The 23,804-nt window shown below is 64.7% G+C and carries 21 protein-coding genes; 12 read left to right on the forward strand and 9 right to left on the reverse strand.

What is annotated here, in order from left to right; genetic code table 11:
• Positions 1-4: 4 nt before the first annotated feature.
• From NSE01_RS07680 to NSE01_RS07705, 6 genes are all read right to left on the reverse strand, one after another.
• The gene (locus NSE01_RS07680) at positions 5-1,306 is read right to left on the reverse strand and encodes a cytochrome P450 (RefSeq protein ID WP_147159015.1); all 1,302 of its coding nucleotides are present in this window, start codon (positions 1,304-1,306) and stop codon (positions 5-7) included.
• 24 nt (positions 1,307-1,330) lie between these two features.
• Positions 1,331-2,869 (reverse strand): acyl-CoA synthetase, encoded by a 1,539-nt coding sequence (locus NSE01_RS07685; RefSeq protein ID WP_147159016.1) that lies wholly within the window; start codon positions 2,867-2,869, stop codon positions 1,331-1,333.
• Positions 2,870-3,058: 189 nt separating this feature from the next.
• Positions 3,059-3,706 (reverse strand): M23 family metallopeptidase, encoded by a 648-nt coding sequence (locus tag NSE01_RS07690; RefSeq protein WP_147159017.1) that lies wholly within the window; start codon positions 3,704-3,706, stop codon positions 3,059-3,061.
• 263 nt (positions 3,707-3,969) lie between these two features.
• The gene (locus NSE01_RS07695) at positions 3,970-4,764 is read right to left on the reverse strand and encodes a ferritin-like domain-containing protein (RefSeq protein ID WP_147159018.1); all 795 of its coding nucleotides are present in this window, start codon (positions 4,762-4,764) and stop codon (positions 3,970-3,972) included.
• A 7-nt stretch (positions 4,765-4,771) separates the two neighbouring features.
• Complete coding sequence (locus tag NSE01_RS07700) at positions 4,772-5,245, reverse strand: peroxiredoxin (protein WP_147159019.1); 474 nt, start codon at positions 5,243-5,245, stop codon at positions 4,772-4,774.
• Positions 5,242-7,962: a bifunctional [glutamine synthetase] adenylyltransferase/[glutamine synthetase]-adenylyl-L-tyrosine phosphorylase gene (locus NSE01_RS07705; RefSeq protein ID WP_147159095.1), complete on the reverse strand. Its 2,721-nt coding sequence runs from the start codon at positions 7,960-7,962 to the stop codon at positions 5,242-5,244. The genes NSE01_RS07700 and NSE01_RS07705 overlap by 4 nt, the downstream gene beginning before the upstream one ends.
• Before the next feature lie 136 nt (positions 7,963-8,098).
• On the opposite strand from NSE01_RS07705, the gene NSE01_RS07710 reads away from it, so the two are divergent.
• From NSE01_RS07710 to NSE01_RS07730, 5 genes are read left to right on the forward strand one after another with little or no spacing between them, the layout of a single operon-like run.
• On the forward strand, positions 8,099-9,775 hold the full coding sequence (locus NSE01_RS07710) for a M28 family metallopeptidase (RefSeq protein WP_147159020.1): 1,677 nt from the start codon (positions 8,099-8,101) through the stop codon (positions 9,773-9,775).
• A 4-nt stretch (positions 9,776-9,779) separates the two neighbouring features.
• Positions 9,780-10,766 carry an agmatine deiminase family protein gene (locus NSE01_RS07715; protein WP_147159021.1) on the forward strand — a complete coding sequence of 329 codons (987 nt, stop codon included), beginning with the start codon at positions 9,780-9,782 and terminating at the stop codon, positions 10,764-10,766.
• A 39-nt stretch (positions 10,767-10,805) separates the two neighbouring features.
• Positions 10,806-11,927: a non-hydrolyzing UDP-N-acetylglucosamine 2-epimerase gene (gene wecB / locus NSE01_RS07720; protein ID WP_147159022.1), complete on the forward strand. Its 1,122-nt coding sequence runs from the start codon at positions 10,806-10,808 to the stop codon at positions 11,925-11,927.
• Positions 11,917-13,236, forward strand: a complete 1,320-nt coding sequence (wecC, locus tag NSE01_RS07725) for a UDP-N-acetyl-D-mannosamine dehydrogenase (protein WP_147159023.1) — start codon at positions 11,917-11,919, stop codon at positions 13,234-13,236. Before wecB ends, wecC begins: the two co-directional genes overlap by 11 nt.
• 40 nt (positions 13,237-13,276) lie before the next feature.
• Entirely contained in the window at positions 13,277-14,728 is a 1,452-nt protein-coding gene (locus NSE01_RS07730) for a hypothetical protein (protein ID WP_147159024.1), read from the forward strand.
• On the opposite strand, the gene NSE01_RS07735 is transcribed toward NSE01_RS07730, so the two are convergent.
• Genes NSE01_RS07735 through NSE01_RS07745 form a run of 3 tightly spaced genes read right to left on the reverse strand, consistent with a single transcriptional unit; the run spans position 14,669 to position 16,544 of the window.
• Positions 14,669-15,658: a sterol desaturase family protein gene (locus tag NSE01_RS07735; RefSeq protein ID WP_246135089.1), complete on the reverse strand. Its 990-nt coding sequence runs from the start codon at positions 15,656-15,658 to the stop codon at positions 14,669-14,671. The two genes, NSE01_RS07730 and NSE01_RS07735, sit on opposite strands and share 60 nt — an antisense overlap.
• Positions 15,655-16,092, reverse strand: coding sequence for a hypothetical protein (locus NSE01_RS07740; protein WP_246135090.1), 438 nt, complete (start codon positions 16,090-16,092; stop codon positions 15,655-15,657). Before NSE01_RS07740 ends, NSE01_RS07735 begins: the two co-directional genes overlap by 4 nt.
• Before the next feature lie 17 nt (positions 16,093-16,109).
• The gene (locus NSE01_RS07745; protein ID WP_147159098.1) at positions 16,110-16,544 is read right to left on the reverse strand and encodes a protein tyrosine phosphatase family protein; all 435 of its coding nucleotides are present in this window, start codon (positions 16,542-16,544) and stop codon (positions 16,110-16,112) included.
• 325 nt (positions 16,545-16,869) lie between these two features.
• Here NSE01_RS07745 and NSE01_RS21865 point away from each other — a divergent pair, with 325 nt between their 5' ends.
• From NSE01_RS21865 to NSE01_RS07780, 7 genes are all read left to right on the forward strand, one after another.
• A complete protein-coding gene (locus NSE01_RS21865; RefSeq protein ID WP_147159025.1) occupies positions 16,870-17,661 on the forward strand; it encodes a cold-shock protein in 792 nt (263 codons plus the stop codon).
• Positions 17,662-17,802: 141 nt separating this feature from the next.
• Complete coding sequence (locus NSE01_RS07755) at positions 17,803-18,996, forward strand: aspartate aminotransferase family protein (protein ID WP_147159026.1); 1,194 nt, start codon at positions 17,803-17,805, stop codon at positions 18,994-18,996.
• On the forward strand, positions 18,993-19,919 hold the full coding sequence (gene argF, locus NSE01_RS07760) for an ornithine carbamoyltransferase (protein WP_147159027.1): 927 nt from the start codon (positions 18,993-18,995) through the stop codon (positions 19,917-19,919). Before NSE01_RS07755 ends, argF begins: the two co-directional genes overlap by 4 nt.
• Before the next feature lie 2 nt (positions 19,920-19,921).
• A complete protein-coding gene (gene hslO / locus NSE01_RS07765) occupies positions 19,922-20,830 on the forward strand; it encodes an Hsp33 family molecular chaperone HslO (protein WP_147159028.1) in 909 nt (302 codons plus the stop codon).
• A gap of 116 nt (positions 20,831-20,946) precedes the next feature.
• Positions 20,947-21,393, forward strand: a complete 447-nt coding sequence (locus NSE01_RS07770; protein ID WP_246135091.1) for a DUF3617 domain-containing protein — start codon at positions 20,947-20,949, stop codon at positions 21,391-21,393.
• 49 nt (positions 21,394-21,442) lie between these two features.
• Positions 21,443-22,147: a 7-cyano-7-deazaguanine synthase QueC gene (gene queC / locus NSE01_RS07775; protein ID WP_147159029.1), complete on the forward strand. Its 705-nt coding sequence runs from the start codon at positions 21,443-21,445 to the stop codon at positions 22,145-22,147.
• Entirely contained in the window at positions 22,131-23,678 is a 1,548-nt protein-coding gene (locus tag NSE01_RS07780) for an MFS transporter (RefSeq protein WP_246135092.1), read from the forward strand. Before queC ends, NSE01_RS07780 begins: the two co-directional genes overlap by 17 nt.
• Positions 23,679-23,804: the final 126 nt, after the last annotated feature.

Raw genomic sequence — 23,804 nt, forward strand, 5'->3', positions numbered from 1 at the left:
AGGCTCAGGCCGCCTTCCACCGCAGTGGAAGGCGCTTGAGCCCGCCGACGAACGTGGACTTGGCGCGCGCGGGTTCGCCCGCCAGTTCCACGCTGTCCAGCCGGTCGAGCAGCACTTCGAACAGGATGCGCATCTCCAGCCGCGCCAGATGGAGACCAAGGCATTGGTGCGCGCCAGCACCGAAGGCGAGGTGGCGATTGCCCTCGCGCGCAGCGTCAAAGCGGCGCGGATCGGGGAACTGCGAAGGATCGTGGTTCGCCGCCACATAGTTGAGCATCAGCCAATCGTCCTTGGCGATCTTCTGCCCGCCAAGCTCGGTGTCGGCCGAGGCCGTGCGCATGAAGTGCTGCACCGGCGTGGTCCAGCGGATCGCCTCTTCGACAATGCCAGCGAGCAGGCTGCGATCAGCCTTGACGCGGGCGAACTGCTCCGGATCGCGGGCGAGGGCCAGCATTGCACCTGCGGTCGAGGCGCTGGTCGTGTCATGCCCGGCGCTGGCGGTGATGATATAGTACCCGGCGGTGACCACATCATCGAGCGGCTGACCGTCGATCGTGCCGTTGGCGATCACGGTCGCAACGTCGTCGGTCGGGTTCTTGCGGCGTTCGGCAGCGAGCGCGGCGAAGTAGGCCTCGAAGTCCTTGACCGCACCCGCGACGATCTGGGTGATCATCTCGGGCGGAAGATCCTTGATGCCTGACTGGTTGAGTTCCTCGTCCTGTCCACCGAACATCTGCTGGGTCAGCACCAGCATGCGCTGCTCGTCTGCCTCGGGCACGCCGAGAATCTGCATGACCACGTGGAGCGGATAGGGCGAGGAGACGAGCTTGGTGAAATCGCCTTCACCGCCAGCTTCGAGAAGCCGGTCGACCGTCGCTTCGGCAATGGTTCGCACGCGCTGTTCGATCGTGCGCAGGTTCTTGGGCATGAACCAGTCCTGCGTCAGCCGGCGCAGCTTCGGGTGCAGCGGCGCATCAAGCTGCACCAGCGACTGCACGAGGTGCGGGCTGCCGCCGGTGATCGCGCGGGCCAGCGCGTCGGTGCTGCGCAGCGTGAAGATTGCGCCCTTCGGGTGGTTGAGGAAGGTGGTGTTGTCCTTGCTCGCGGCCATTACCTCGTCAAATCCGCTGACCAGCCAGAACGGCTCATGCAGATCGGCGGACGACACTACGCGGGCCACCTGAAGGCCCTCCTCGCGCAGGGTGTCAAACTGGTCGAGCAGCGGATCCCACGCAGCATAGGCGGCGGGATCGATCACGGCGCGGCCGATCTCCTCGGGAACGATGCGGTCGGCGGTAGTGGCCATGGGTAGCGTCCTTGAATGAGGGGATCAGGCGGCTGCTGCGGCAGCGGCCTTGTACTCGTCACGCAGCAGGCGCTTGAACAGCTTGCCGGTGGGCTCACGCGGCAGATCGGCGCGGAAGTCGATCTGGCGGGGGAGTTTCACGCGGCTGAGCTGGGGGGCGAGCCACGCTGTCAGTTCGTCGGCAAGCGCGGGTCCGGCTTCCTCGAAGTCGTGAGGTTGCACAACGGCAACCACGCGCTCACCCATGTCCGGATCGGGGGCGCCGATCACGGCGACATCAGCCACCTTGGGATGGGTAATCAGGAGGTTCTCGATTTCCTGCGGGTAGATGTTCACACCGCCCGAAATGATCATGAAGCTCTTGCGGTCGGTGAGGAACAGGTAGCCGTCCTCGTCCTCCCAGCCCACATCACCGAGGCTGGTCCAGCCGTGCTTGTTGGTGGCATCGCGCGTCTTGTCGGGGTCGTTGTGGTAGGCGAACGGATTGCCACCCTCGAAGAACACCTGGCCCTCGGTGCCGCGGGGTACTTCATCGCCGCTCTCGTCGCAGATGCGGATCGTGCCGAGCAGTGCGCGACCGACCGAGCCGGGGCGCTGCAGCCATTCGGGGCTTGAGATGAAGGTGAAGCCGTTGCCTTCGGTGCCGGCGTAGTACTCGTTGAGCACCGGACCCCACCATTCGATCATCGCCTGCTTGACCGGCACGGGGCACGGCGCGGCAGCATGGATCGCGCCGCGCAGCGAGGAGAGATCGTAACGCGTGCGGACTTCCTCGGGCAGCTTGAGCATACGGACGAAATGCGTCGGCACCCACTGGCTATCAGTCACCTTGTAGCGTTCGATGGCCTCGAGCGCCTTTTCGGCGTCGAACTTCTCCATGCAGACAACGGTGCCGCCGAAGCGGTGCACCGTCATCGACCAGCGCAGCGGTGCAGCGTGATAGAGCGGTGCGGGCGAGAGGTAGACCGCATCCGGACGGATGCCGAAGGGGCCGCCCGCCAGCATGATAAGCGAATTGGCCCCGCCGATTGCCGGGTCTTCCGGTAGCGGCACGCGCACGCCCTTGGGCTTGCCCGTGGTGCCGGAGGAATAAAGCATGTCGCAGCCCGCGCGCTCGTCGGCGATGGGCTCGATCGGCATGGCCGCGAGCGCGGCGGCGAGATCGTGGTCTCCGGTGCCGCCAAGGCGCAGTTGCGGCACTTCGGGCGCGGCTTCGGCGACAGCGTCAAGCAGCGGCGTCAGTGTACCGCTGCCGACCAGCAGCTTGGCGCCGCTGTCTCGCGCGATGTAGGCTACTTCCGGCGGGGCAAGGCGCGAGGAAATTGCCACGTAGACGATCCCGGCACGCTGCGCGCCCCAGCACAGCGAGAAGAAGAAGGGATGGTTTTCGAAGCAGAGCGCGATGGTGTCACCAATCCCGATCCCGCGCGAGCGAAGAAGCTGCGCGAAGCGGTTGCTCTGCGCTTCGAGCTCCCCGTAGGTCACGACCTCTCCGCTGCCGGACATGATCACGGCGGGCTTTTCAGGGTTGGTCTTCGCGTGGATACTCGGGTGGTAGTGCATGCGCATCCTCTCAGGATCGGCGGCCCTGTCAGACCGTCTTTCGCGAGAGTTTAACCGCACGATTAAAGCGCGCAACGGGATTCGTCAGTTCGAACCGATTCTGGCGAAATTCCCGCGCTCAAAAAGAAGAAGGCGGCGTTTCCGCCGCCTTCATCCCATCCTCTCCAAGATGACTTTGTCTCGCGGCTATCAGCGCGACAGCGCAGCCGGTACGTCGCTCTGTGCCAGAACCGTGTCGGTCGACACGCCGGGGGCGACGGTCTGCATGTAGGGAAGCGGGTTCACGGCCTCACCGCCGATGCGAACTTCGTAGTGCAGGTGCGAACCGGTCGAGCGGCCGGTCGAGCCGACGTAGCCGATCACATCACCCTTGCGAACGCGCTGGCCTTCGGCGACCGCGATGCGCGACATGTGGCCGTAACGGGTCTCCATGCCGCCGCCGTGCTCCAGCTCGACGAACAGGCCGTAGCCACCGAACCAATCGGCCTTGCCGACGACGCCATCAGCCGAAGCATGGATGGGGGTGCCGGTGGTGGCAGGAAGATCAATGCCCTTGTGAGCGCGCATGCCGCCAAGAACGGGGTGAACGCGCATGCCAAAACCGCTGCTCATGGCGCGGTTCGAGGAGACGGGAACCAGCGAGGGGATCGAAACGCCGCCGTTGCGCGCGGCCGGTGCCGAGGCAGAGCCGATCGACGAACCGCTCTCAAGCGCCTTCCAGCTGGCAAACAGCTTGTGGAATTCATCATCGGCGGGGGTGGCAGTGGTGCCGTTGCGAGCAGCTTCAGCAGCGCGGAGCGGGGCCGCAATGTCAGCGGAAGCGGCGCTGTTGGCCATGGCAGGAGCCGAAAAGAAACAGGCGGCAGCGCTGATCGAGCCTAGAACCAGTTTCCAAATCTTGTTGTTAACCATTACGACCCGCTAACCCTTAATCGCTTCGACCCTGCAGCATCGCGTGCGCTGCTGAAATCGAAATCGACCCACCTGGAGCTTCCCAACGGCCCGCCGGATCATTCCGGTCTGCCTGAAAAGTTCCCTGAGACTGTGCGGAAACCCCTCCCGCTGCCTCGTTGGCAACCGGTTAGGGGCAAGTGTCTTAATCAGACAACCCCTGTCATCAATTCGTACGACAAACCGGCAGCACGACGCGCTGAGTCGTTGAACGGTGGCTTAACAGCCCCGCGGAAATGCCGTGCGACAAGGGTTTTCCAGAGCACGGGCGGCGATTCACCCCGCTCATCGCACAGTTTCAGGAAGTGCGTTGTGCCGTAGCGCACATGGCGAATTTCATCGCTGAGGATCCGTTCAAGGATGCGGGCCGACCTGAGATCGCCGGCAGCGGTGAAGCGTTCGATGGTGACTGGTGTTACATCCAGACCGCGCGCCTCGAGCACCATGGGCACGACGGCGAGGCGGGCAGCCGCATCATGTGCAGTCTCGCGCGCCGCGTCCCACAGCCCGTCGTGCGCCGGCAAGGCGCCATAGTCCGAGCCGAGCGTGCGCAACCGGCGGGCGAGCAACGAAAAATGCATCGCCTCGTCCGCTGCTACATCAAGCCAATCGGTAACGAACTCGGGTCCACGCTGTTCACCAAACCGCCCTGCTGCATCGAGCGCGAGATCGATCGCGACGAACTCGATGTGCGCCAGGGCATGGAGCAGCGCCAGCCGGCCGCGCTCCGATCCGCCGCGCCCGCGCTTGGGCATGGCGTTCGGCGGCAGAAGTTCGGGCCGCGCCGGGCGTGCAGGTTCGTCCGGCATCGCCTGGTCGAACACGAAGGCGAGGCGGCCTGCAGCCCAATCACGCCGGACGGCCCGGGTCGCCATGGCCTTGGCCGCAGGCTCCGCGGTGAGCATCGCTCCCCGGATCGCTGCGGCAACGTTGGTGCTGGTCATCTGCGGATCAGAGCGCCTTGGCAGCGGCGAGCACTTCTTCGGCGTGGCCCTTGACCTTCACCTTGGACCAGACCTGCGCGATCTTGCCGTCCGCGCCGACGAGGTAGGTCGTGCGCTCCATGCCCATGTAGGTGCGGCCATACATCGACTTTTCGGTCCAGATGCCGAGCGCGTCAGATAGCCCGCCTTCTTCGGCATCGGTCGCGAGCGGGGCGGCGAGGCCGTGCTTCTCGATGAACTTGAGGTGCTTCTTGGGCGGGTCCTTGCTCACGCCGAGCAGCGCGGTACCTGCTGCTTCGAACTCTGCCGCCATCGCCGAAAAGTCCTTGTTCTCGGTCGTGCAGCCGGGCGTGTCATCCTTGGGATAGAAGAACAGCACCAGCTTGCGGCCGAGAAAGTCGGACGGCCTCACCGTGCCGCCCTCGGGCGTGGTCATGGCAACATCAGGCAGCGCGCTGCCCGCGCCGATGGTCTCGCTCATTCACAGATCTCCAGTTCTTCGCCAAATACGGTGTGCCAACAGGCCGCGATCTCGCGGCGGGCTGTCAGCACGGAAGTGAGCAGCCCCGACCAATCGGCGAGACCGCACGCACGCGCAACGATAGCGCGGCTGGCTTCGGGCGGATAGCGTCCGTCAGGGGCAACGAGGCGCACCACAATCAGCAGCCGCGCGAGCAGATCGTGCGCTGAGCGCAGCGTATCGCAGAGCAAGCCGTCGCCGATCAGGGCGTCCACCGCGCGCCCGAGATCGGGATCGAGCGCGGTACGTTCGCGCAGTTGCAGATAGTGGACGAGGAACTCCAGATCGACGAGCCCGCCGCGTGCCAGCTTCACGTCGAGCGGGCCGGCTGGCGGTTTGTGCAGCGCCATCTCGGCGCGCATCTCGAGGACATCGGTGCGCAGCTTTTCGGGATTGCGCGAGCGGTGCAAAACGGTGTCAATGATGCCGGAAAGTGCGGCGCAGTCTTCCGGCGTGCCGAACAGCGGCCGCGCCCGGCACAAGGCCATGTGCTCCCAGGTCCAGGCGTCCTCTTGTTGATAGCGCGCGAAGCTGTCGAGGCTCACCGCGATGGGGCCCTGCGTGCCGCTAGGGCGCAAGCGCACGTCGACTTCGTAAAGCGCACCCGCAGCGGTTGGCGCGGAGAGTGCGGCGATCACGCGCTGGGCGAGGCGGTTGTAATAGAGCGTGCTGCCAAGCGGGCGGGTGCCGTCTGATTCTCCGGTGTGATCGCCGCTGAACAGGAACACGATGTCGAGGTCCGAGGCATGTGTCAGCGCAGCGCCGCCTAGCCGGCCAAGCCCGAGGATGACGAGCTCGCTTTGGGCAATCCTGCCATGGGCGCGGGCGAACTCCCCCTTCGCCGCTTCCGCCAGAACGAGGATCGCAGCCTCTGCAATGCGTGAGAGTGCGGCGGCCACATCAAGCGGATCGCGCCAAGCCTCGCCCAGCTGGCTCTCGATCAGCTGGACACCGAGAGCAAAGCGCCACTCACCCACCTTGCGGCGCACTGCATCGAGCAGGCACTGGTAGTCGTCACCGGCCTCGCAGCGGCGGAATTCTGCGGCGAGGCTTGCGACGCTGCCGGGGAGGTCGAAGGCGCTCCGGTCGATCAGGGTGTCGAGCAGGTCCGAACGGCGGGCCAGTTCATCCGCCAGCGTGGGGGCATGGGCGAGCACGCGCATGACCACGCCGAGCAGGGCGGGGCGCGCCTCGAGCAACTGGAAGATGTTGATTGCGCTGGGCAGCCCGGCGAGCAGGCCTTCCCATCTGAGGAGAGCCCGCTCCGGGTCTGGCGCTGCGGCGAGTGCACCGAGCAATGTTTCGCGCAGGCGGGCAAAGGCTGCGCGGGCTTCGGCGCTGCGCAGCGCGCGGTACTGGCCGTTCTCCCAGCTTTCGATGCGTGTCGCGAGCCCGGCTGGATCGGCAAAGCCGAGCGCCTTCAGTTCCTGCTCCAATGGGCGCGCGGTCACGGGCACCGCGCCGGTCGGTGCATAAGTTGCGATCAGATTGTCGAAGCGACTGCCCACCGTCTCCGAAATCTGCGCGAGTTCCTCCACCAGAGCGGTGCCGGAAGGCATGCCGTCGAGCCTTGCGACCGCTTCAAGCTGGGCAGAATCGGTCGGCAGGCTGTGGGTCTGCTGGTCCGCGATCATCTGGAGGCGGTGCTCGAGCGTGCGCAGCCTGTCGTAACTGTCACCAAGCACCGCGGCATCTTCAGCGGCGACGATCCCGGCCTCGGCCAGCGCATCGAGCGCAGCGCGCGTGCCGCGCAGACGCAGCGCGGGATTGCGGCCGCCGTGGATCAACTGGTGAGTCTGGGCGAAGAACTCGACCTCGCGAATACCACCTCGGCCGCGCTTGAGATCGTAGCCGGGCCCAACCGCTTGTCCGCCAGCATAATGGTCGCGGATGCGTGTCGTCAGCCGGCCGATCTCGGCAATCGCGCCGAAATCGAGACTGCGGCGCCACACGAAGGGGCGGATGGCATCGAGGAAGGCCTGACCGGCCGCGATATCGCCCGATGCAGGGCGAGCGCGGATGAAGGCTGCGCGTTCCCACGCCAGCGCGCTCGATTCGTAATGTGTGATCGCCGCGATGAAGGGCAGGGCGAGTGGCGTGACTTCGGCGGCCGGACGCAGACGCAGATCGACGCGGAAGACGTAGCCGTCGCCGGTGACCGCGCCGAGCAATTCGACGACGGTGCGAGCGATGCGCTGCGCGGCTTCGGCGGGATCATCGCGCTCGCGGCGGGGAAGCAGATCGGGATCGTAGAGCAGGATCGGGTCGATATCGGACGAGTAGTTGAGCTCGCCCGCGCCGTGTTTGCCCAGCGCGATGGCCGAGAAACCCTGTGGCTCGGCATCGGGCATACGGCGGCGCATGGCTGCCATGATGGCGGCATCGAGCGCGTAGTCGGCGAAAGTGGAGAGTTCGCCCATGACCCGGGCAAGCGGGAGCGCGCCGGCGAGATCTCCGATGGCAAGGGCAACCGCCAAGGCAAGTCGCCGGCGGCGCAGGGCCACGCCCGTGTCCGTTTCGTCCGCACCGGCCTGATGCGCATCGGCCAGAGCGTCTTCGATCCGTCCCTCGCTGAGCACGGCTTCGAGATCAGGCAGCCGGTCGAGCCCTCTGGCGAGAAAGGGCGCTTCGGCGCGGGCGCGGTGGAGGGCGTGTGCCCAGTCCGAGGTCTGGCTCATGCCGGTCATGGTGCTGCGATGCCCGGTTGGCGCCAAGCGATCAAGCACGCGTGTGCGGCTTGCATGGAGGCTGGGGCTCTGCCACCTGTGCGCGCCATGCCGGATGCGGCAAGCAGATTGGAATGAGGAAACGAGGATGAAGTTCGGCAAATCGTTTGGCCGCAAGGCCTTGGTCCTGCTGTGCGGCGCTGCCGTGGTGATGCCGCTGGCCACCAGCCATGCCGCGACGACTGTCCCCCCGGTCGACGAAGCGTTGCTGCGCGAGACGATCCGCACGCTCTCGTCGGACGAGTTCGAGGGGCGCGGGCCTGGTACAGCTGCGGAGCCGAAAACGCTTGATGCGATCGTCGCGCGGTTCAAGGCGGCGGGGCTTCAGCCCGGCAACAAGGGCCAATGGCTGCAGGATGTGCCGACGGCCACGATCACGGCGACCAACAAGAGCCCGCTGACCATCACCGGCGGCGCGCAGACGCTTACGTTCAAGCCGTCAAGCGATTTCGTCGCCGGCAGCTATCGCATTACCCCGCACACCGAGGTGAAGGACAGCGAACTGGTCTTTGTCGGCTATGGCATCAATGCGCCTGAGCTGGGCTGGAACGATTATGCCGGGATCGACATGCACGGGAAGACCGCCGTCATCCTCGTCAACGATCCGGACTATGCGATGGAAGGCGAAAGCGGCCCCTTCCGCGGCCGCCGCATGACCTACTACGGGCGCTGGACCTACAAGTTCGAGGAAGCCGCGCGGCAGGGCGCTACCGGTGCGCTGATCATCCACGACACTTTCCCGGCAGCCTATGGCTGGCAGGTCGTCGAATCGAGCTGGTCGGGCGCGCAGCATTTCGTGCAGACCGCCAATGACGGTGCGGACCAGACTGTGGCCAATGGCTGGATCCAGAAGCCGGTCGCGGAAGCGATCCTCAAGGCGGCGGGCAAGGATCTTGCCGCGCTGACTGCTGCCGCGCAGCAGAAGGGTTTCAAGCCGGTGTCGCTGGGCCTCAAGGCCAATCTCTCGTTCGACAGCACGATCGAAAAGGCTAACTCGCACAACGTGATCGGCGTTCTCCCCGGCAAGACGCGTCCCGGCGAATATGTGCTCTACAGCGCGCACTGGGATCACCTTGGCCGCTGCAAGCCCGACGCGACTGGCGACGACATCTGCAACGGCGCGGTAGACAACGCGACCGGCGTTGCTGCGCTGGCTGCGCTCGCCAAGATGAACGCCGCAGCTGGCCGCACGGCACGCAGCCAGGTGTTCCTTGCCGTCACGCTTGAGGAATCCGGCCTGCTCGGCTCGGAATACTACGCGCAGAACCCGGTGTTCCCGCTCGCCAAGACCGTGGGCGGGGTCAACATGGACGCGCTGGCCGTGGGCGGCCCGGCCAAGGACATTACTGTCACCGGCGGCGACAAGTCGGAACTGACGGCGATCCTGCGCAAGGTGGAAGGCGAAATGGGCCTCAGCGAATCGCCCGAGGAGCACCCCGAGCGCGGCCATTACTACCGTTCGGATCACTTCAGCCTCGCCAAGCGCGGCGTGCCGATGTTCGATGTCGGGCGCGGCACCGATCTTGTGAACGGCGGCAAGGCGGCTGGGCAGGCTGCTTCGGATGACTACACCAACGTGCGCTACCACCAGCCGAGCGACCAGTATCAGGAAAGCTGGGACATTTCCGGCATGGTGCAGGATGTGAAGCTGTTCTACCGGCTCGGCCGCGAGCTGGCCAAAAGCACCGTGTGGCCGAACTGGCATCCGAACGACGAGTTCCGCGCGATCCGCGACAAGAGCCTCGCTGCAGCAAAGGGCAAGTGACTCCATGACCGACACCGCGCTGCGGATGCCTCCCGAATGGCATCCGCAGGATTGGCTCTGGATCGGCTTTCCGCATCTGGCGGAGGAATGGTCCGGCGTAATCGACGCCGCGCAAGTGCAGATCGCAGCGTTTGCCAGCGCTGTTGCCGATAGCGGGCAGGAAGTCCGCCTCATCGTGCGCGATGCAGCGAACGAAGCACGCGCGCGCAGTCTCGTTTCGTCGGCGGTGACGCTGGAGCAGCGAGTCTACGGCGACGTCTGGTTGCGCGATACCGGGCCGTTGGTGGTGTGCGGCGCTGACGAACGACGCGCGCGGCTGTTCGGCTTCAATGGTTGGGGCGGCAAGTATCTGATGCCGGGCGACGAGGCGATCGGCGCGGATCTGGCCGCGAGTGCCGGCCTCGCCGCCGACCGCTGCGACTGGATTCTGGAAGGCGGCGCGCTCGATGGCGACGGCACAGGGCTTGTGGCGACGACCGAACAGTGCCTGCGTAATCCGAATCGTAATCCAGCGCTGTCTCCGGTCGATCTCGAAGCGCGGCTGGCGCGCGATCTTGGCTACGACCGCGTGCTGTGGCTCGGTGACGGCCTCATCAACGACCATACGGACGGACACGTGGACAATCTTGCACGGTTCGTGGCGCCCAACCGGCTGGCCTTGCCGCGTGCGACCGGGCCGGGCGATCCCAATGCCGCGATCTATGCGGATGCAGCGGCGCGGGCGCGCGATTTCGGGGTGGAGGTCGTCGAAGTTCCCTCGCCGGGGCTGGTCGAATGGGGCGGGATGATCCAGCCGGCGAGCTACATGAACTTCGTGATCGCCAACAATGTGGTGATCGTCCCGGTTTTCGGGACGCAGCATGACGACGACGGCGTCGCCGCGATTGCGGAGCTGTTCCCTGACCGCGCGGTGATCGGCCTTTTGGCGGACGCTGTGCTTGCGGGCGGCGGCGGATTCCACTGCTCCAGCCAGCAGATGCCTTCGCTCTGATTATGCGCCCCTTAACCCGGCGGTGTTAGGGGGCAGAGCATGACACAGACGATTCTCGTGGTCTTCGGCACGCGGCCGGAAGCGATCAAGATGTTCCCGGTGGTGCACGCGCTCGCCGCCGATCCGCGCTTTCGGGTGGTGACCTGCGTTTCGGCGCAGCATCGGGGCATGCTCGATCAGGTGCTAACGATTGCCGGCATTGTCCCTAACCACGATCTCGACCTGATGAAGCCCGACCAGACGCTCGACGGGCTGACCGCCGCGCTTCTGACCGGTCTTGGCGGCGTGATGGATGCTGAAAAGCCGGACTGGGTGGTTGTGCAGGGCGATACAGCAACGGCGATGGCGGGGGCGCTGGCAGCGTATTACCGCAAGATCCCGGTTGCCCATGTCGAGGCCGGTCTGCGCAGCCACAATATCTATCACCCCTGGCCGGAAGAGGTGAACCGCAAGATCATCGGGACGATCGCCGCGCTTCATTTCGCGCCGACCGAGACATCGGCGGCAGCTCTGCGCGCCGAAAACGTGAGCGCCGACGCCATTCACGTGACCGGGAACACGGTGATCGACGCGCTGCAGTGGGTCAGCGCGAAGATCGAGGCTGAGCCCGCACTGGCGGAGGGGCTGGCCGATCTTGAGGAGCGGTTCGCGGGCAAGCGGATCATCGGCGTCACCAGCCACCGGCGCGAGAATTTCGGCGGCGGGCTGGAAGCGATTGCCGAGGCAATCCGGCAGATTGCCGAACGCCCGGACGTCGCGCTCATCTTCCCGGTCCACCCCAATCCCAATGTCCGCAAGGTGATGGAAGGCGCGCTCGGCGGACTTGCCAACGTCGCGCTGATCGAACCGCTCGACTATCCGCATTTCGCCCGGCTGCTGAGCCTCGCCGAGATCATGCTGACCGACAGCGGCGGCGTGCAGGAAGAGGCGCCCGCGCTTGGCAAGCCGGTGCTGGTGATGCGTGAGACAACCGAGCGGCCAGAGGGCGTGGAAGCCGGCACGGCGCGGCTCGTGGGCACCGAAACCGCCCGGATAGTTTCCGAAATCTTTACCCTGCTCGACGATAAGGCTGCCTATTCGGCAATGGCGCGCGCGCACAATCCTTTCGGGGACGGGCACGCTGCGCGGCGTATCGTGGAGCTCTTGGGGAATGTCCGCTAAAATCGGCAACGGTGATGTGAAGCCGCAGGTCTGCGTTGTTGGCCTGGGCTATATCGGACTTCCCACTGCCGCGATCATCGCCCGTTCCGGCAGCCCGGTGCTGGGTCTCGACGTGACGCAGAGCGTGGTCGACACGATCAACCGCGGTGAAATCCATATCGAGGAAGTCGATCTCGACGGCCTCGTGCAGGGTGTCGTCCAGCGCGGCCTGCTGCGCGCCTCGACGCAGATCGAACCTGCCGACGTCTTCGTGATCGCGGTGCCGACGCCGTTCGCCAAGGATGGTCACCACACGCCGGACGTGTCCTACGTGCAGGCAGCCGCCAGCGAAGTGGCGGGCGTGCTGAAGGCGGGCGACGTGGTAATTCTCGAATCGACCAGCCCTGTCGGCACGACCGAGATGATGCGCGATCTGATGGCTGGGCTGCGGCCCGACCTGAAGTTCCCTGGCCTCACCCGCGAGACGCCGGACGTCTCGATTGCCTATTGCCCCGAGCGCGTGCTGCCGGGCCGCATTCTCGAAGAACTCACCAACAACGATCGCTCGATCGGCGGCATCACTCCGCGCTGCGCGCGCAAGGCGCTGGCGTTCTACAAGCGCTTCGTCCGCGGGACTTGCGTCACCACCGATGCGCGCTCTGCGGAAATGACCAAGCTGGTCGAAAACGCCTACCGCGACGTGAACATCGCGTTCGCCAACGAGCTTTCGATCGTGGCGGACCGCATGGGCCTCGACGTGTGGGAGGTGATCCGGCTGGCCAACCGCCACCCGCGCGTGAACATCCTGCAGCCGGGCCCGGGCGTCGGCGGGCACTGCATCGCCGTCGATCCCTGGTTCATCGTGGCGAGCGCGCCTGAACATACGCCGCTGATCCGCGCCGCGCGGGGCGTGAACGATCAGAAGATGCATCATGTCATCGAGCGCGTCACGCAGCTGATCGACGCGCATCCCGAGGCACGAATTGCCTGCCTCGGCCTCGCCTTCAAGGCCAACATCGACGACTTCCGCGAAAGCCCGGCGCGCTTCGTTGCAGCGCGCATCGCCCGCAAGTATGCGGGCCGCGTCAACATCGTGGAGCCTTACGCGCAAGCTTTGCCGGTGGAGTTCACCGATACCGGCGCGAGCCTGATCGATCTCGACGATGCGCTGGAGACTTGCGACCTGCTGGTCGTGCTGGTCGACCACGACGTGTTCAAGGTCGTGCCGCTCGCCGAACGCAGCGGCAAGGTGGTCTACGACACGCGCGGGATCTGGCCCGATCAGCCGGACGCCGACACGGTCGGCACCGCCCTGCGCCTCGCGAGTTGAACCAATGCGGGCGAGCCTGCCCGTGGCCGGAAGGATCGCCATGAGATTGCCGTTGGGGCTGGCAGCCGGACTGGCGGTTCTCGGCACGATCGGTTGCAGCGGGCTCGGCAGCGAATCAAGCGCCCAGACCGCGCCGCACGGAGCGGCGGCGCCGCCGCTTCAGCCCGTGGTGCCGGAAGACCTGCCCGCCCCGCATACGCCGGCCGAATATGCCGCGCATGATGCGAGTTACCCTTTTTACATGCCGATGCGCGGGCTGCGCCGGCCAGCCAATCGCTTCTTCGTAAAGTGCGACGCATCGCAGTCGGCCGGTCGTGAGGTATATCAGGGCAACGACGTCGCCTCGCTCTATGGGCGGGCGGAGGGCGGCCTCGAATTCGTCTACGAAGCTCGCGACCGCGCTGGTCGCCCCTGCGTTTATCCGTTCGCGCCCAGCTTGCCCGATATCGTCGGCAATCTCGATGGTACGCAGTTTATCTTCCGCTCATCGGCGCCGGGTGAACCGGTGACATTCCGCAGCAGCGACCAGTGGGCCACTTTGCGATTGCGTGCGCTGGATATGGGCCGCGCGCGGATCCACTTCGAAATGCGCGACATCGCGCTCGATTTTCCGGGCGCAATCCAACCCATGGGAGCGCTCCATCTGGAGACCTACGGGGGCGCGCCACCGGGCCTGTTTACTGCGGTGATTCGCCGCTCCCGCCTGTTCGGCGGCAAGAATGCGATCTTCGTGCCGAGCGGGGAAACCATGCTCTACGCCGAGGATAGCGAGATTTCCGGCAATGTCGGCACCAATGCCGATCAGGAGCATTCGACTTATATCAATGGCACATTGGTCTCGCACTTCCGCAATGTGCGCTGGCAGGGGCAGCAGGGCTGGAGCAATGTCGCGAGCGGACATCAGCTGAAGGACAAGGCCTACCTGCGCGTCTACGAAGGCGTGGCGGTCTCCAACGCTCCGGGTCGGGGCTCGCCTTCTGCGATGCCGCTCATCGATGCGACCTCGTTCGGGTTCACCTGGGCAAACAACCTCAGGATCGAGCGCGTGCAGCCGCTACAGGAACCGCGCGATGCGCTCGTCGATCTGCGCAGCGAAATCCTCTACGGCAATCCGCAGCACTACCCGTGGCCGGTGATCGCAACGTCCGACTGGCGGATGCCTCCGGCAGCGCTGGGCGTGCTCGACAAGGTCTACCTTTCGGTCTTCTTCAACACCGAGGTCCGCAGCTTCCGCAACGAACCCTACGTCTTCGCGCTGCGCCCATGGGGGCGCGGCTTTACGCCGGGGACTCCGAATATCGTGGGGGAGGGCATGACCCTGCGCGGCGAGCAGCGCGCCGTTTCACTGGCGTTCGGCACGCGCGGAACGTTCGGCAAGGTCTATTCCGGAGACGGGTGGACCTACGTGAACCCGCGCCTCTCGGATGGTATGCTATGGGTGGCTGACCGCGATGCCTTCATCCGCCATGCGCTGGGGCTCATCGGGCGCTAGATCGCCATTACGCTCCAGCCAGCGCGCGCGAATCGTGTCGCTGCTATCGCGGCTGCCATCGTGGCTCCAGCCGGGTTCGCGGACCAGATAAGCCAGCTTGTAGCGCCAAGGCGCGACCGCAAAGTCCTTCAGCATGCCCTTCCATTCGTGGAACACACTGTGGAGGAGATTGAAGGTGCCGAGTTGGCGGATCACGCCATAGCGCGCGGGCTCCTCGTCCAGTTCGGGCTGGAACGTGCCGAACATCCGGTCCCAGAACATGAACACGCCGGCGTAATTGCGGTCGAGGTAGAGCGGATTGGTCGCATGGTGAACGCGGTGGTGCGACGGCGTGTTGAACACCCATTCGAACCACGCGGGCATGCGGTGCACTGCCTCCGTGTGGATCCAGAACTGACCCACCGTGTTGGCCGCGCCGACCGTCAGCAGCATTTCGGGTGGCACGCCCAGAAACGCAGGCCAGATGCGGAACGCGAACGACAGTGCGATAAAGCCGGTCCAGGTCTGCCGAAGCGCGGTGCTCAGGTTATAGTGCTGGCTGGTGTGGTGGTTGACATGTGCCGCCCAGAACCAGCGCACACGGTGCCCGGTCCGGTGGGCCCAGTAATAGTTGAAATCATCAAGCAGCATCACCGCCACCCACGACCACCATGCAAACGGCACCGTGGCGACGCGGTGTGCATAGAGCCAGCCGGCGCCTGCATAGATCGCGCCCGCGACCAGTGCGCCCGCAATCGTGCTGCCGAGGCCCATCAGCAACGAAGTGAGCATGTCGTGCGCTTCGTAAGCCTGCGGCGCATGGCGGCGCGCCCAGGCGATCTCGACGAGGATCAGCGCGACGAAGGCTGGCACGGCATAGGCGATCACGTCGATCGGATGGGTGATCGGCGTGCTCAGCGTTGCAAGGAGTGCGGCAAGGGTTTCGTTCACGCGCGCGCTCCAAGGCGGCGCAGGCTGGCGGCCCAGACTTGAGCCTTTTCGCCCAGATCGAGCGTGATGCTGCCGAAATGGCGATCGTCGGTCGAAAGCGTGAGGAAGCCGCGATCAAGCCGAACGCCTGCATGCGAGGACAGCACACGCGCCGCGAACCGTGCACCGTGTCGGCGGATCAGAATCACTTCGCCGGCAGCGTTGCGCAGCAGCGCCCCGATGCGTGCGCGGTCCAGCGCGACTTCGACCGGATCGAACCCGCAGCGGGCCTCTTCTGCAAGCGCGCACGCTTCTAATTCGTCAGCGATCCGCACGTCGCTACCCATGCCGAGCGCACGGACGAGCACGAAGACGAGCAATACCGCGATCAGCGAGCCGATGGCCTGCAAAGCGATGCTCGCGCCGGGGACTGCAAGAACTGCATCCAGTGACATGGTCTTGGCAGCCTGCCTCAGCGCGCTTGTGCGGCGAGGAAATCGATCTGGGGCATGATCGGGCTGACATCGTAACCTGCTCCCGCCGCATGCGCTGCAATCTGGTCGGGAGCCATGCCCATGCGCGCCTGCGTAAGCGCCCAAAGCAACGTAGAGCGCGTGCCCGAACGGCAATAGGCCAGTACCGGCTTGTCACCCGCTTCCGCCAAAGCGGCCTGCATCGCCTCGACTTGCGGCATCGAAAAGCCGGCATGGGTCACGGGAATGGCGACATAGGCGATGCCGGCTGCCTTGGCGGCCGCTTCGATCTCGGCACCCGGGGTCTGGTCGGGAGATTCGTCCTCGGGCCGGTTGTTGATGATCATTCCGATGCCCATGGCTTGCGCTTCAGCCACGTCGGAAAGCTCGATCTGCGGGCTCGCGAAAGTCTTGTCGTCGATCTTGCGAAACATGGGGCGCTCTCTCTTCATTGCCATTGCTGGCTGCTCACCTTCGTGGTGCGCTGATTCCACGGCAAATTGTTCGCTTCCGCTTTGCCGAAAGCCTCCGGCAAGGGCAAGTGCCGCCGGAACATGGTAGAAAGGCCACACCCTAGCGGCGCCAAGTCTTGGTCAACAACGAATCCGTTCGCGCTTGAGCCTTTTGTTGGCTATAGTCTTAACCGCAGAGGATCAGGCGAGCAGAGTCTCGCGCATTTCCCTTGTTGTGCCGTCGGCAGCCGCGTCCGGCTTACGGCACCCAGGAAAGCAGGGGCGGAACGAAGGTTTATTGGTTTTTATGGGTTTTGACAGAGGGCGGCGGGGTCGCGGACGCGACAAGCGCGATGGTTTCGGTGACGAGGGCGGCTTCGACCCTTACGGCGGCGGCGGCGGTGGTTTCGGCGGCGGTGGGTTTGATCGCGGCGGCTTCGGTGGCGGCGGCGGTCGTGGTGGTTTCGGCGGCGGCGACCGTGGCGGTTTTGGCGGCGGTGATCGCGGTGGCTTCGGCGGCGGCGGTGGTGGCGGCTTCGGCGGCCCGCGTGGCGGCGGTGGCGGCTTCGGTGGCCCGCGCGGCGGCGGTGGCGGCGGCGGCGGAATGCCGGCGCAGGTTGTCGGCACCGGCAAGGGCGTCGTCAAGTTCTTCAATTCCCAGAAGGGCTTCGGCTTCATCCAGCGTGAAGATGGCGGCGAAGACGTGTTCGTCCACATCAGCGCGGTTGAACGCGCAGGCCTTGAAGGTCTGGCTGAAGGTCAGCAGCTCGAGTTCAACCTTGTTGATCGCGGCGGCAAGATTTCGGCAGCCGATCTTCAGGTTGTTGGCGATGTGATCGCGGTTGCGGCCAAGCCCGCCGCGCCCCAGCGCCAGCTGACCGGCGAGAAGGCGACCGGCACGGTCAAGTTCTTCAACGCCATGAAGGGCTTCGGCTTCATCACCCGTGATGATGGCCAGCCGGATGCGTTCGTGCACATCAGTGCGGTCGAGCGTTCGGGGATGCGCGAGTTGAACGAGGGCGACAAGCTCGAGTTCGATCTCGAGGTCGATCGTCGGGGCAAGTACTCGGCGGTCAACCTGGTGCCCCGACAAGACTGATAGCGGCGCGTTGTCCTTCGGCCTGCAGGTCGAAGGACTGTGCCACCGACATTTTCAGATGGCGGCCCTCCGGGGTCGCCATTTGTCGTTTACGACAACACTCCCGACGAAACGGGAGCCGAAGCAGGAAGGAACCGTGTCATGTCGATCACTCCGTTGATGCCCGTCTACCCCCGGTGCGGCGTGCGTCCGGTGCGCGGAGAGCACTGCCATCTGATCAGCGAAGACGGCACGCGCTATCTCGATTTCGCCAGCGGCATCGCGGTCAATCTGCTCGGCCACAGCAACGAGCACCTGATCGGCGCGATTCAGCGGCAGGCCGCCACGCTGATGCATGTCTCCAACCTCTACGGCAGCCCGCAGGGTGAGCACCTCGCCCAGCGCCTCGTCGACCTCACCTTCGCCGATACGGTGTTCTTCACCAATTCGGGCGCCGAGGCTGTCGAATGCGCGATCAAGACCGCGCGCGCCTATCACCAACACGCGGGCAACACCGAGCGCTATGAACTGATCACGTTCAAGAACGCGTTCCACGGCCGGACCATGGCCACGATCAGCGCCTCCAATCAGGAGAAGATGCACAAAGGCTTCATGCCGCTGCTCGAAGGTTTCCGCTATGTCGATTTCGATGATCTCGAAGGCGCCAAGGCGGCGATCGGCCCGCACACGGCAGGCTTCCTCGTTGAGCCGATCCAGGGCGAAGGCGGTATTCGCGATGCCTCGCCCGAGTTCCTGCAGGGCCTGCGTGCGCTGGCGGACGAGCATGACCTCATGCTGATCTTCGACGAAGTGCAGTGCGGTGTGGCCCGCACGGGCGACCTGTATGCTTACGAGCAGTATGGGGTTGCGCCGGATATCATGGCGAGCGCCAAGGGCATCGGTGGAGGCTTCCCGCTCGGCGCCTGCCTAGCAACCGAAAAGGCCGCGCGCGGTATGGTGATCGGCACGCATGGCAGCACTTATGGCGGCAATCCGCTGGCAATGGCTGCTGCCGAGGCGGTGCTCGACGTGGTTGCTGAGCCGGCCTTCCTCGAAGAGGTCAAGGCAAAGGGGGAGCGCCTGCGCGGCCGACTGGAGCAGTTCATCGGCAACTACCCGGATATGTTCGAACTCGTCCGCGGCCGGGGCCTCATGCTCGGCGTGAAGATGAAGATCGAGCCGCGCCCGTTTGTCGCCCACATGCGCGACAATCACCAGCTGCTCACAGTGGCCGCGGGTGACATGACTTTCCGCGTCCTGCCGCCGCTGGTCATCGATGACAGCCACATCGAGGAGTTCATGGAGAAGCTCTCCGCCGCAACCGCAAGTTACGCGGCTGAAGCTGTGCCGGCATGACCCGGCACTTCCTCAGCCTGAGCGATGCTGGCGGCGATGCCCTCGCCGCCATCCTTGGCGATGCGATGGATCGCAAGGCCGCACGGCGCGGGCTGCCGAAGGGGCTGCCCGATGCCGATGCTCCGCTTGCCGGCCGGGTGCTTGCCATGGTGTTCGAGAAGAACTCGACGCGCACGCGAGTCTCGTTCGATATCGGGATTCGCCAGCTTGGTGGCAGCAGCGTCGTGCTGGACGCCGGGACCACCCAGCTCGGACGCGGCGAGACGATCGCAGATACGGCCCGCGTGCTCAGCCGCATGGCCGATGCGATCATGCTGCGCACGGACGATCATGCGAAGCTGGAAGAACTCGCGCATTATGCCAGCGTGCCGGTCATCAACGGCCTGACTGACTTGTCGCACCCCTGCCAGATCGTTGCCGACCTGCAGACCCTGTTGGAACATGGCAAGGCGCTGCCCGGCCTCGAAGTCGCTTGGCTTGGCGATGGCAACAACGTGCTCAATTCGATCGTCGAGGCGGCGGGGCTGATGAAGTTCAATGTCCGCATTGGCGTGCCTGACGGGTACGACAGCGATGCTGCGTTCATTGCCGCGGCCCGTGCGGGCGGAGCGCGGATTGATATCTTCCGCAATGCGGCGGATGCTGTGCGCGGTGCTGATGTCGTGGTGACCGACACGTGGATTTCGATGGGGCAGGCGCATGCCGAAACCAAGCTGGCTGCGATGACTCCGTTTCAAGTCAATGCCGGCCTGATGGCGCAAGCCAAGTCCGATGCCGTCCTGCTGCACTGCCTGCCCGCCCATCGCGGTGAGGAAGTGACCGACGAGGTGATCGACGGGCCGCAATCGGTGGTGTGGGACGAGGCGGAGAATCGCATCCACGCCCAGAAGTCGGTCCTGCGCTGGGCTTTCGGGCAGATCTGATCATGTCGGACAGCAGTGCATCCGCAGGGACGACCGGGTTTGACCAGATTCTGGCCTTCACAGTGCCTGAGCGCAATGCTCGCGGGCGCATGGTGCGGCTTGGTCCGGTGCTCGACGATGTGATCGCGGCGCATGCTTATCCTGCTCCGATCCGCAGCCTGCTGGCGGAGGCGCTGGTGCTGGCTGCGCTGCTCGGTTCGCTGCTCAAGGATGAGGAGAGCCAACTGACGATGCAGGCGCAGACGCAGGAAGGCGTTGTCGATCTGTTGGTGTGTGACTACCGGGCCGGCGAGCTGCGCGGTTATGTGCGATTTGATCGGGCCCGGCTCGATGAGCTCGGGCCAAGCCCGACGCTCCATGCATTATTCGGGAACGGCTACCTCGCGATCACCTTCGATCTGGCGGCAACCGGCCAGCGCTATCAGGGGATCGTTCCGCTGGAAGGCGAAACAATCGCGGCGGCATGCGAAAGCTATTTCGTGCAATCGGAGCAGATTCCCACGCTGATTCGCCTTGGCGTTCGCAGTGATGCCACTGGCTGCGTCGCTGGTGGCCTGCTGATCCAGCATCTGCCGGAAGGCGAGGAAGGCCGCGAGCGGCTCCATGTTCAGCTCGATCACCCGGAATGGGAGCACATGCGCATCATGGGCGGTGCAGTCTCTGCTGCCGAACTCGTCGATCCGGGGCTCGATCTGGAAACCGTGTTGTGGCGGCTCTTCCACGAAGAGCAGGAAGTTCGGGTGGATCGAGGCAAACAGATCGTGAAGGGTTGCCGCTGCACCAGCGACTACTACCGGTCGGTGCTGTCGCGTTTCGGCGCAGCGGAGCGCACGGAAATGCGCAACGAGGATGGCCTGATCCTCGTCGATTGTGCGTTCTGCTCGCGCGTTTTCGAGATCGACCTGGACTGATCTATCCGATTCGGTTCGTCGCTTCGGAAGAACACTTTAACGCAGCCCGATTCTGCGTATATTGGATGCTGGCGAGCTGGCATGGTGCCAGTGCGCTTCATGGACGCGCTTGTCAGATGGACCGCCTGCTGCGCACTTTTCCCGGTTTGTCACCGCGCCGGCTATCCCGGTTAGCGGTCGCCGGCCTGTTCGCGCTGCTGGTGTTCGCCGGGCCGACGCTTGCTGCGCAGCGCCCATCGCTGGCCATGCTGGATATGCTGCAGCCGGGTCAATGGGAAGTACGTGACCGCGATCTTGCCGGAGGTCGCAGCCGGATCTGCATCGAGAGCGGCCGGCGCCTGATTCAGATCCGCCACATGCGCGAAGCCTGCCGCAGCTTCACGGTGCAGGATACTGCTGACGCGGTAACGGTTCACTATACGTGTCCGGGCAACGGCTATGGGCAGACATCCGTCCGTTACGAGAGTGCGCAGTTGGTGCAACTCGAAACACAGGGTATCGCACAGGGGTTGCCGTTCAACTTCCGTGCGGAAGTACGCCGGGTCGGTACCTGTACCTCCTGATTTCGCGCTGAGGATTGCCACGCGCTGCGCAGGGCTTTAGCTCTGGGCCATGGTCGCTGAAACCGTTTCCCAACAAGCTCCTCTCGCTGTTGTCCTGCTGTCCGGCGGGCTCGATTCCATGGTCTGCGCAGCGCTTGCGCGCGAGCAAGGCTTTCGGATTCTTGCGCTGACGATTGACTACAATCAGCGCCACCGGGTTGAGATCGAGGCAGCGCGGGGAATCGCGAAAGCTTTGGGTGTCGAACGTCAGGTCATTCTCCCGCTCGATCTGCGCCAGTTCGGCGGATCGGCGCTGACTGCTGACATTGCCGTGCCTAAGGATGGCGTGGGTGATGATATTCCAGTCACCTACGTGCCGGCGCGAAATCTCGTATTTCTCTCGCTGGCACTGGCTTGGGCCGAAGCGGCCGGCGCCTCGGACCTCTTTATCGGTGTAAATGCGCTCGATTACTCGGGCTACCCCGATTGCCGGCCCGAATTCATCGGCGGATTTGAAGATCTGGCGCGGGTTGCCACCAAGCTTGGCGATCAGGGCGGTACCGTGCGGGTTCACGCCCCGCTCCAACACCTCAAGAAAAGCGAAATCGCGCAAGAAGCGGCCCGTCTCGGGCTCGATCCTGCGGCCAGTTGGTCGTGCTACGACCCGCTGCCCGATGGTCGAGCCTGCGGCGTGTGCGACAGCTGCCGTCTACGGCGCGCGGGATTCGATGCAGCCGGGATAGAGGATGGCACCAAGTATGGAGATGACGGATAAGCCGAAGCAATGGTTCGGTGTTGACCGCTACAGCTGGTACGCGCTGTTCGTTCTGGTCATCGTCTACATCATCAATTTTGTCGATCGTCAGCTGCTGACGATCCTCGCCGTGGACATCAAGCACGATCTTGGCATCTCCGATGCCCAGTTCGGCTTCCTCTACGGCACTGCGTTCGGCGTGTTCTACGCTCTTTTCGGCATTCCTCTCGGCAAATTGGCAGACCGGGCGATGCGCACCCGCGTTCTAGCTGCGGGGCTTGCGCTTTGGTCAATGATGACAGCGTTCTCGGGCCTCTCGCGCAGCTTCCTGCAACTTGGTGCAGCGCGGATCGGAGTAGGTGTGGGCGAGGCGACCGCTGGTCCCTGTTCCTACTCGTTGTTGGGCGACTATTTTCCGGCCCATCGCCGCGCAACAGCCGTCGCGATCTTTTCGTCGGGCATTTACCTCGGCGGCGGATTCTCGCTCTACATCGGCACAGCTATTGCGGGCGGCTGGAACCACGCCTTTCCGATCCACGCACGCCCATTCGGTCTGGCCGGATGGCAAGCCGCCTTCCTTGCCGTCGGTCTGCCCGGCCTTGCTCTGGCGCTATGGGTCCGTAGCCTGAGAGAGCCTATCCGTGGCCGCTTTGAAGCAGCTCCCGCAGATGATGCCCCGCGCCCGGCGACACAGCCCGCAACGGTTGCCGCTTTTATGCGTGATCTGGCGGCGATAGTACCGCCCTTCACACTTCTGGCAGCGGCTCGGCGTGGTAATGGGGCTCTTCTCGGCAATCTTGCGATCGCCGCAGGACTTGCCGTGCTGGGCACTGCACTTTCGTTTCTGATTGGTGATCCAGCCCAATGGATTGCGCTTGGCATTGGAACGTACGCCATCGCCTCCTGGGCCGTCGCCCTTCGGCACGATGATCCTGAGGCATTCAGCGTGATCTGGGCCTCCAAGTCCGTAGTCGGGCTCAACCTTGGCTATGGCCTCATGTGCGTGATCACTTATGCCAACTCGGCGTTCGGGCCTTCGCTGGTGATTCGCGAGTTTGGCGCAACTGCCGGTGCCGTCGCGCTGATCGTCGGAGGGTCGGCGGCGGTCGGCGGCGCGCTGGGAGTCATTGCGGGTGGCGCTCTGGGAGATCGCCTTGCGGGTGATCGATACCACTCCCGGCGTATCCTTGTCGTGATTGCGGCATTGCTGACATCGCTCGTGCCGAACTGCATCATGCTGGCGACCCATTCGCTCACGGTCGTCTACATTTGCGTGTTTCCCATGTGGTTCCTCGCCAGCTGTGCGTTGGGAGGTGCCGCCGGAACTATCGTCAACATCGTGCCCGCCACCACTCGTGCAACAGCGACCGCAGCGTTCTTCCTTTTTGCGACCATGGTCGGCCTTGCGCTCGGGCCCTATGCGGCTGGCAAGATTTCGGGCGCGTTTGGCGCCAATCTGCGCATCGGCCTCGCAGGCATCCTTGTGGTCGTGCCCTTTGCGCTGGTGGCACTTGAAGTGTGCCGCCGCGACTTGATCAGCCGCGAGCGCTAGGCCGCACCTCGCTGCCGCTCGGTTGCACGGTGATACGCCTGCACTGAGTCGTTTGCCTGGTCGTCATGGCAAAAAGAAAAGGGGGCCGGATTGCTCCGACCCCCCAATTCTTTTCGGCTGAACGCC

Source organism: Novosphingobium sediminis (assembly GCF_007991615.1).
GTDB lineage: Bacteria > Pseudomonadota > Alphaproteobacteria > Sphingomonadales > Sphingomonadaceae > Novosphingobium > Novosphingobium sediminis.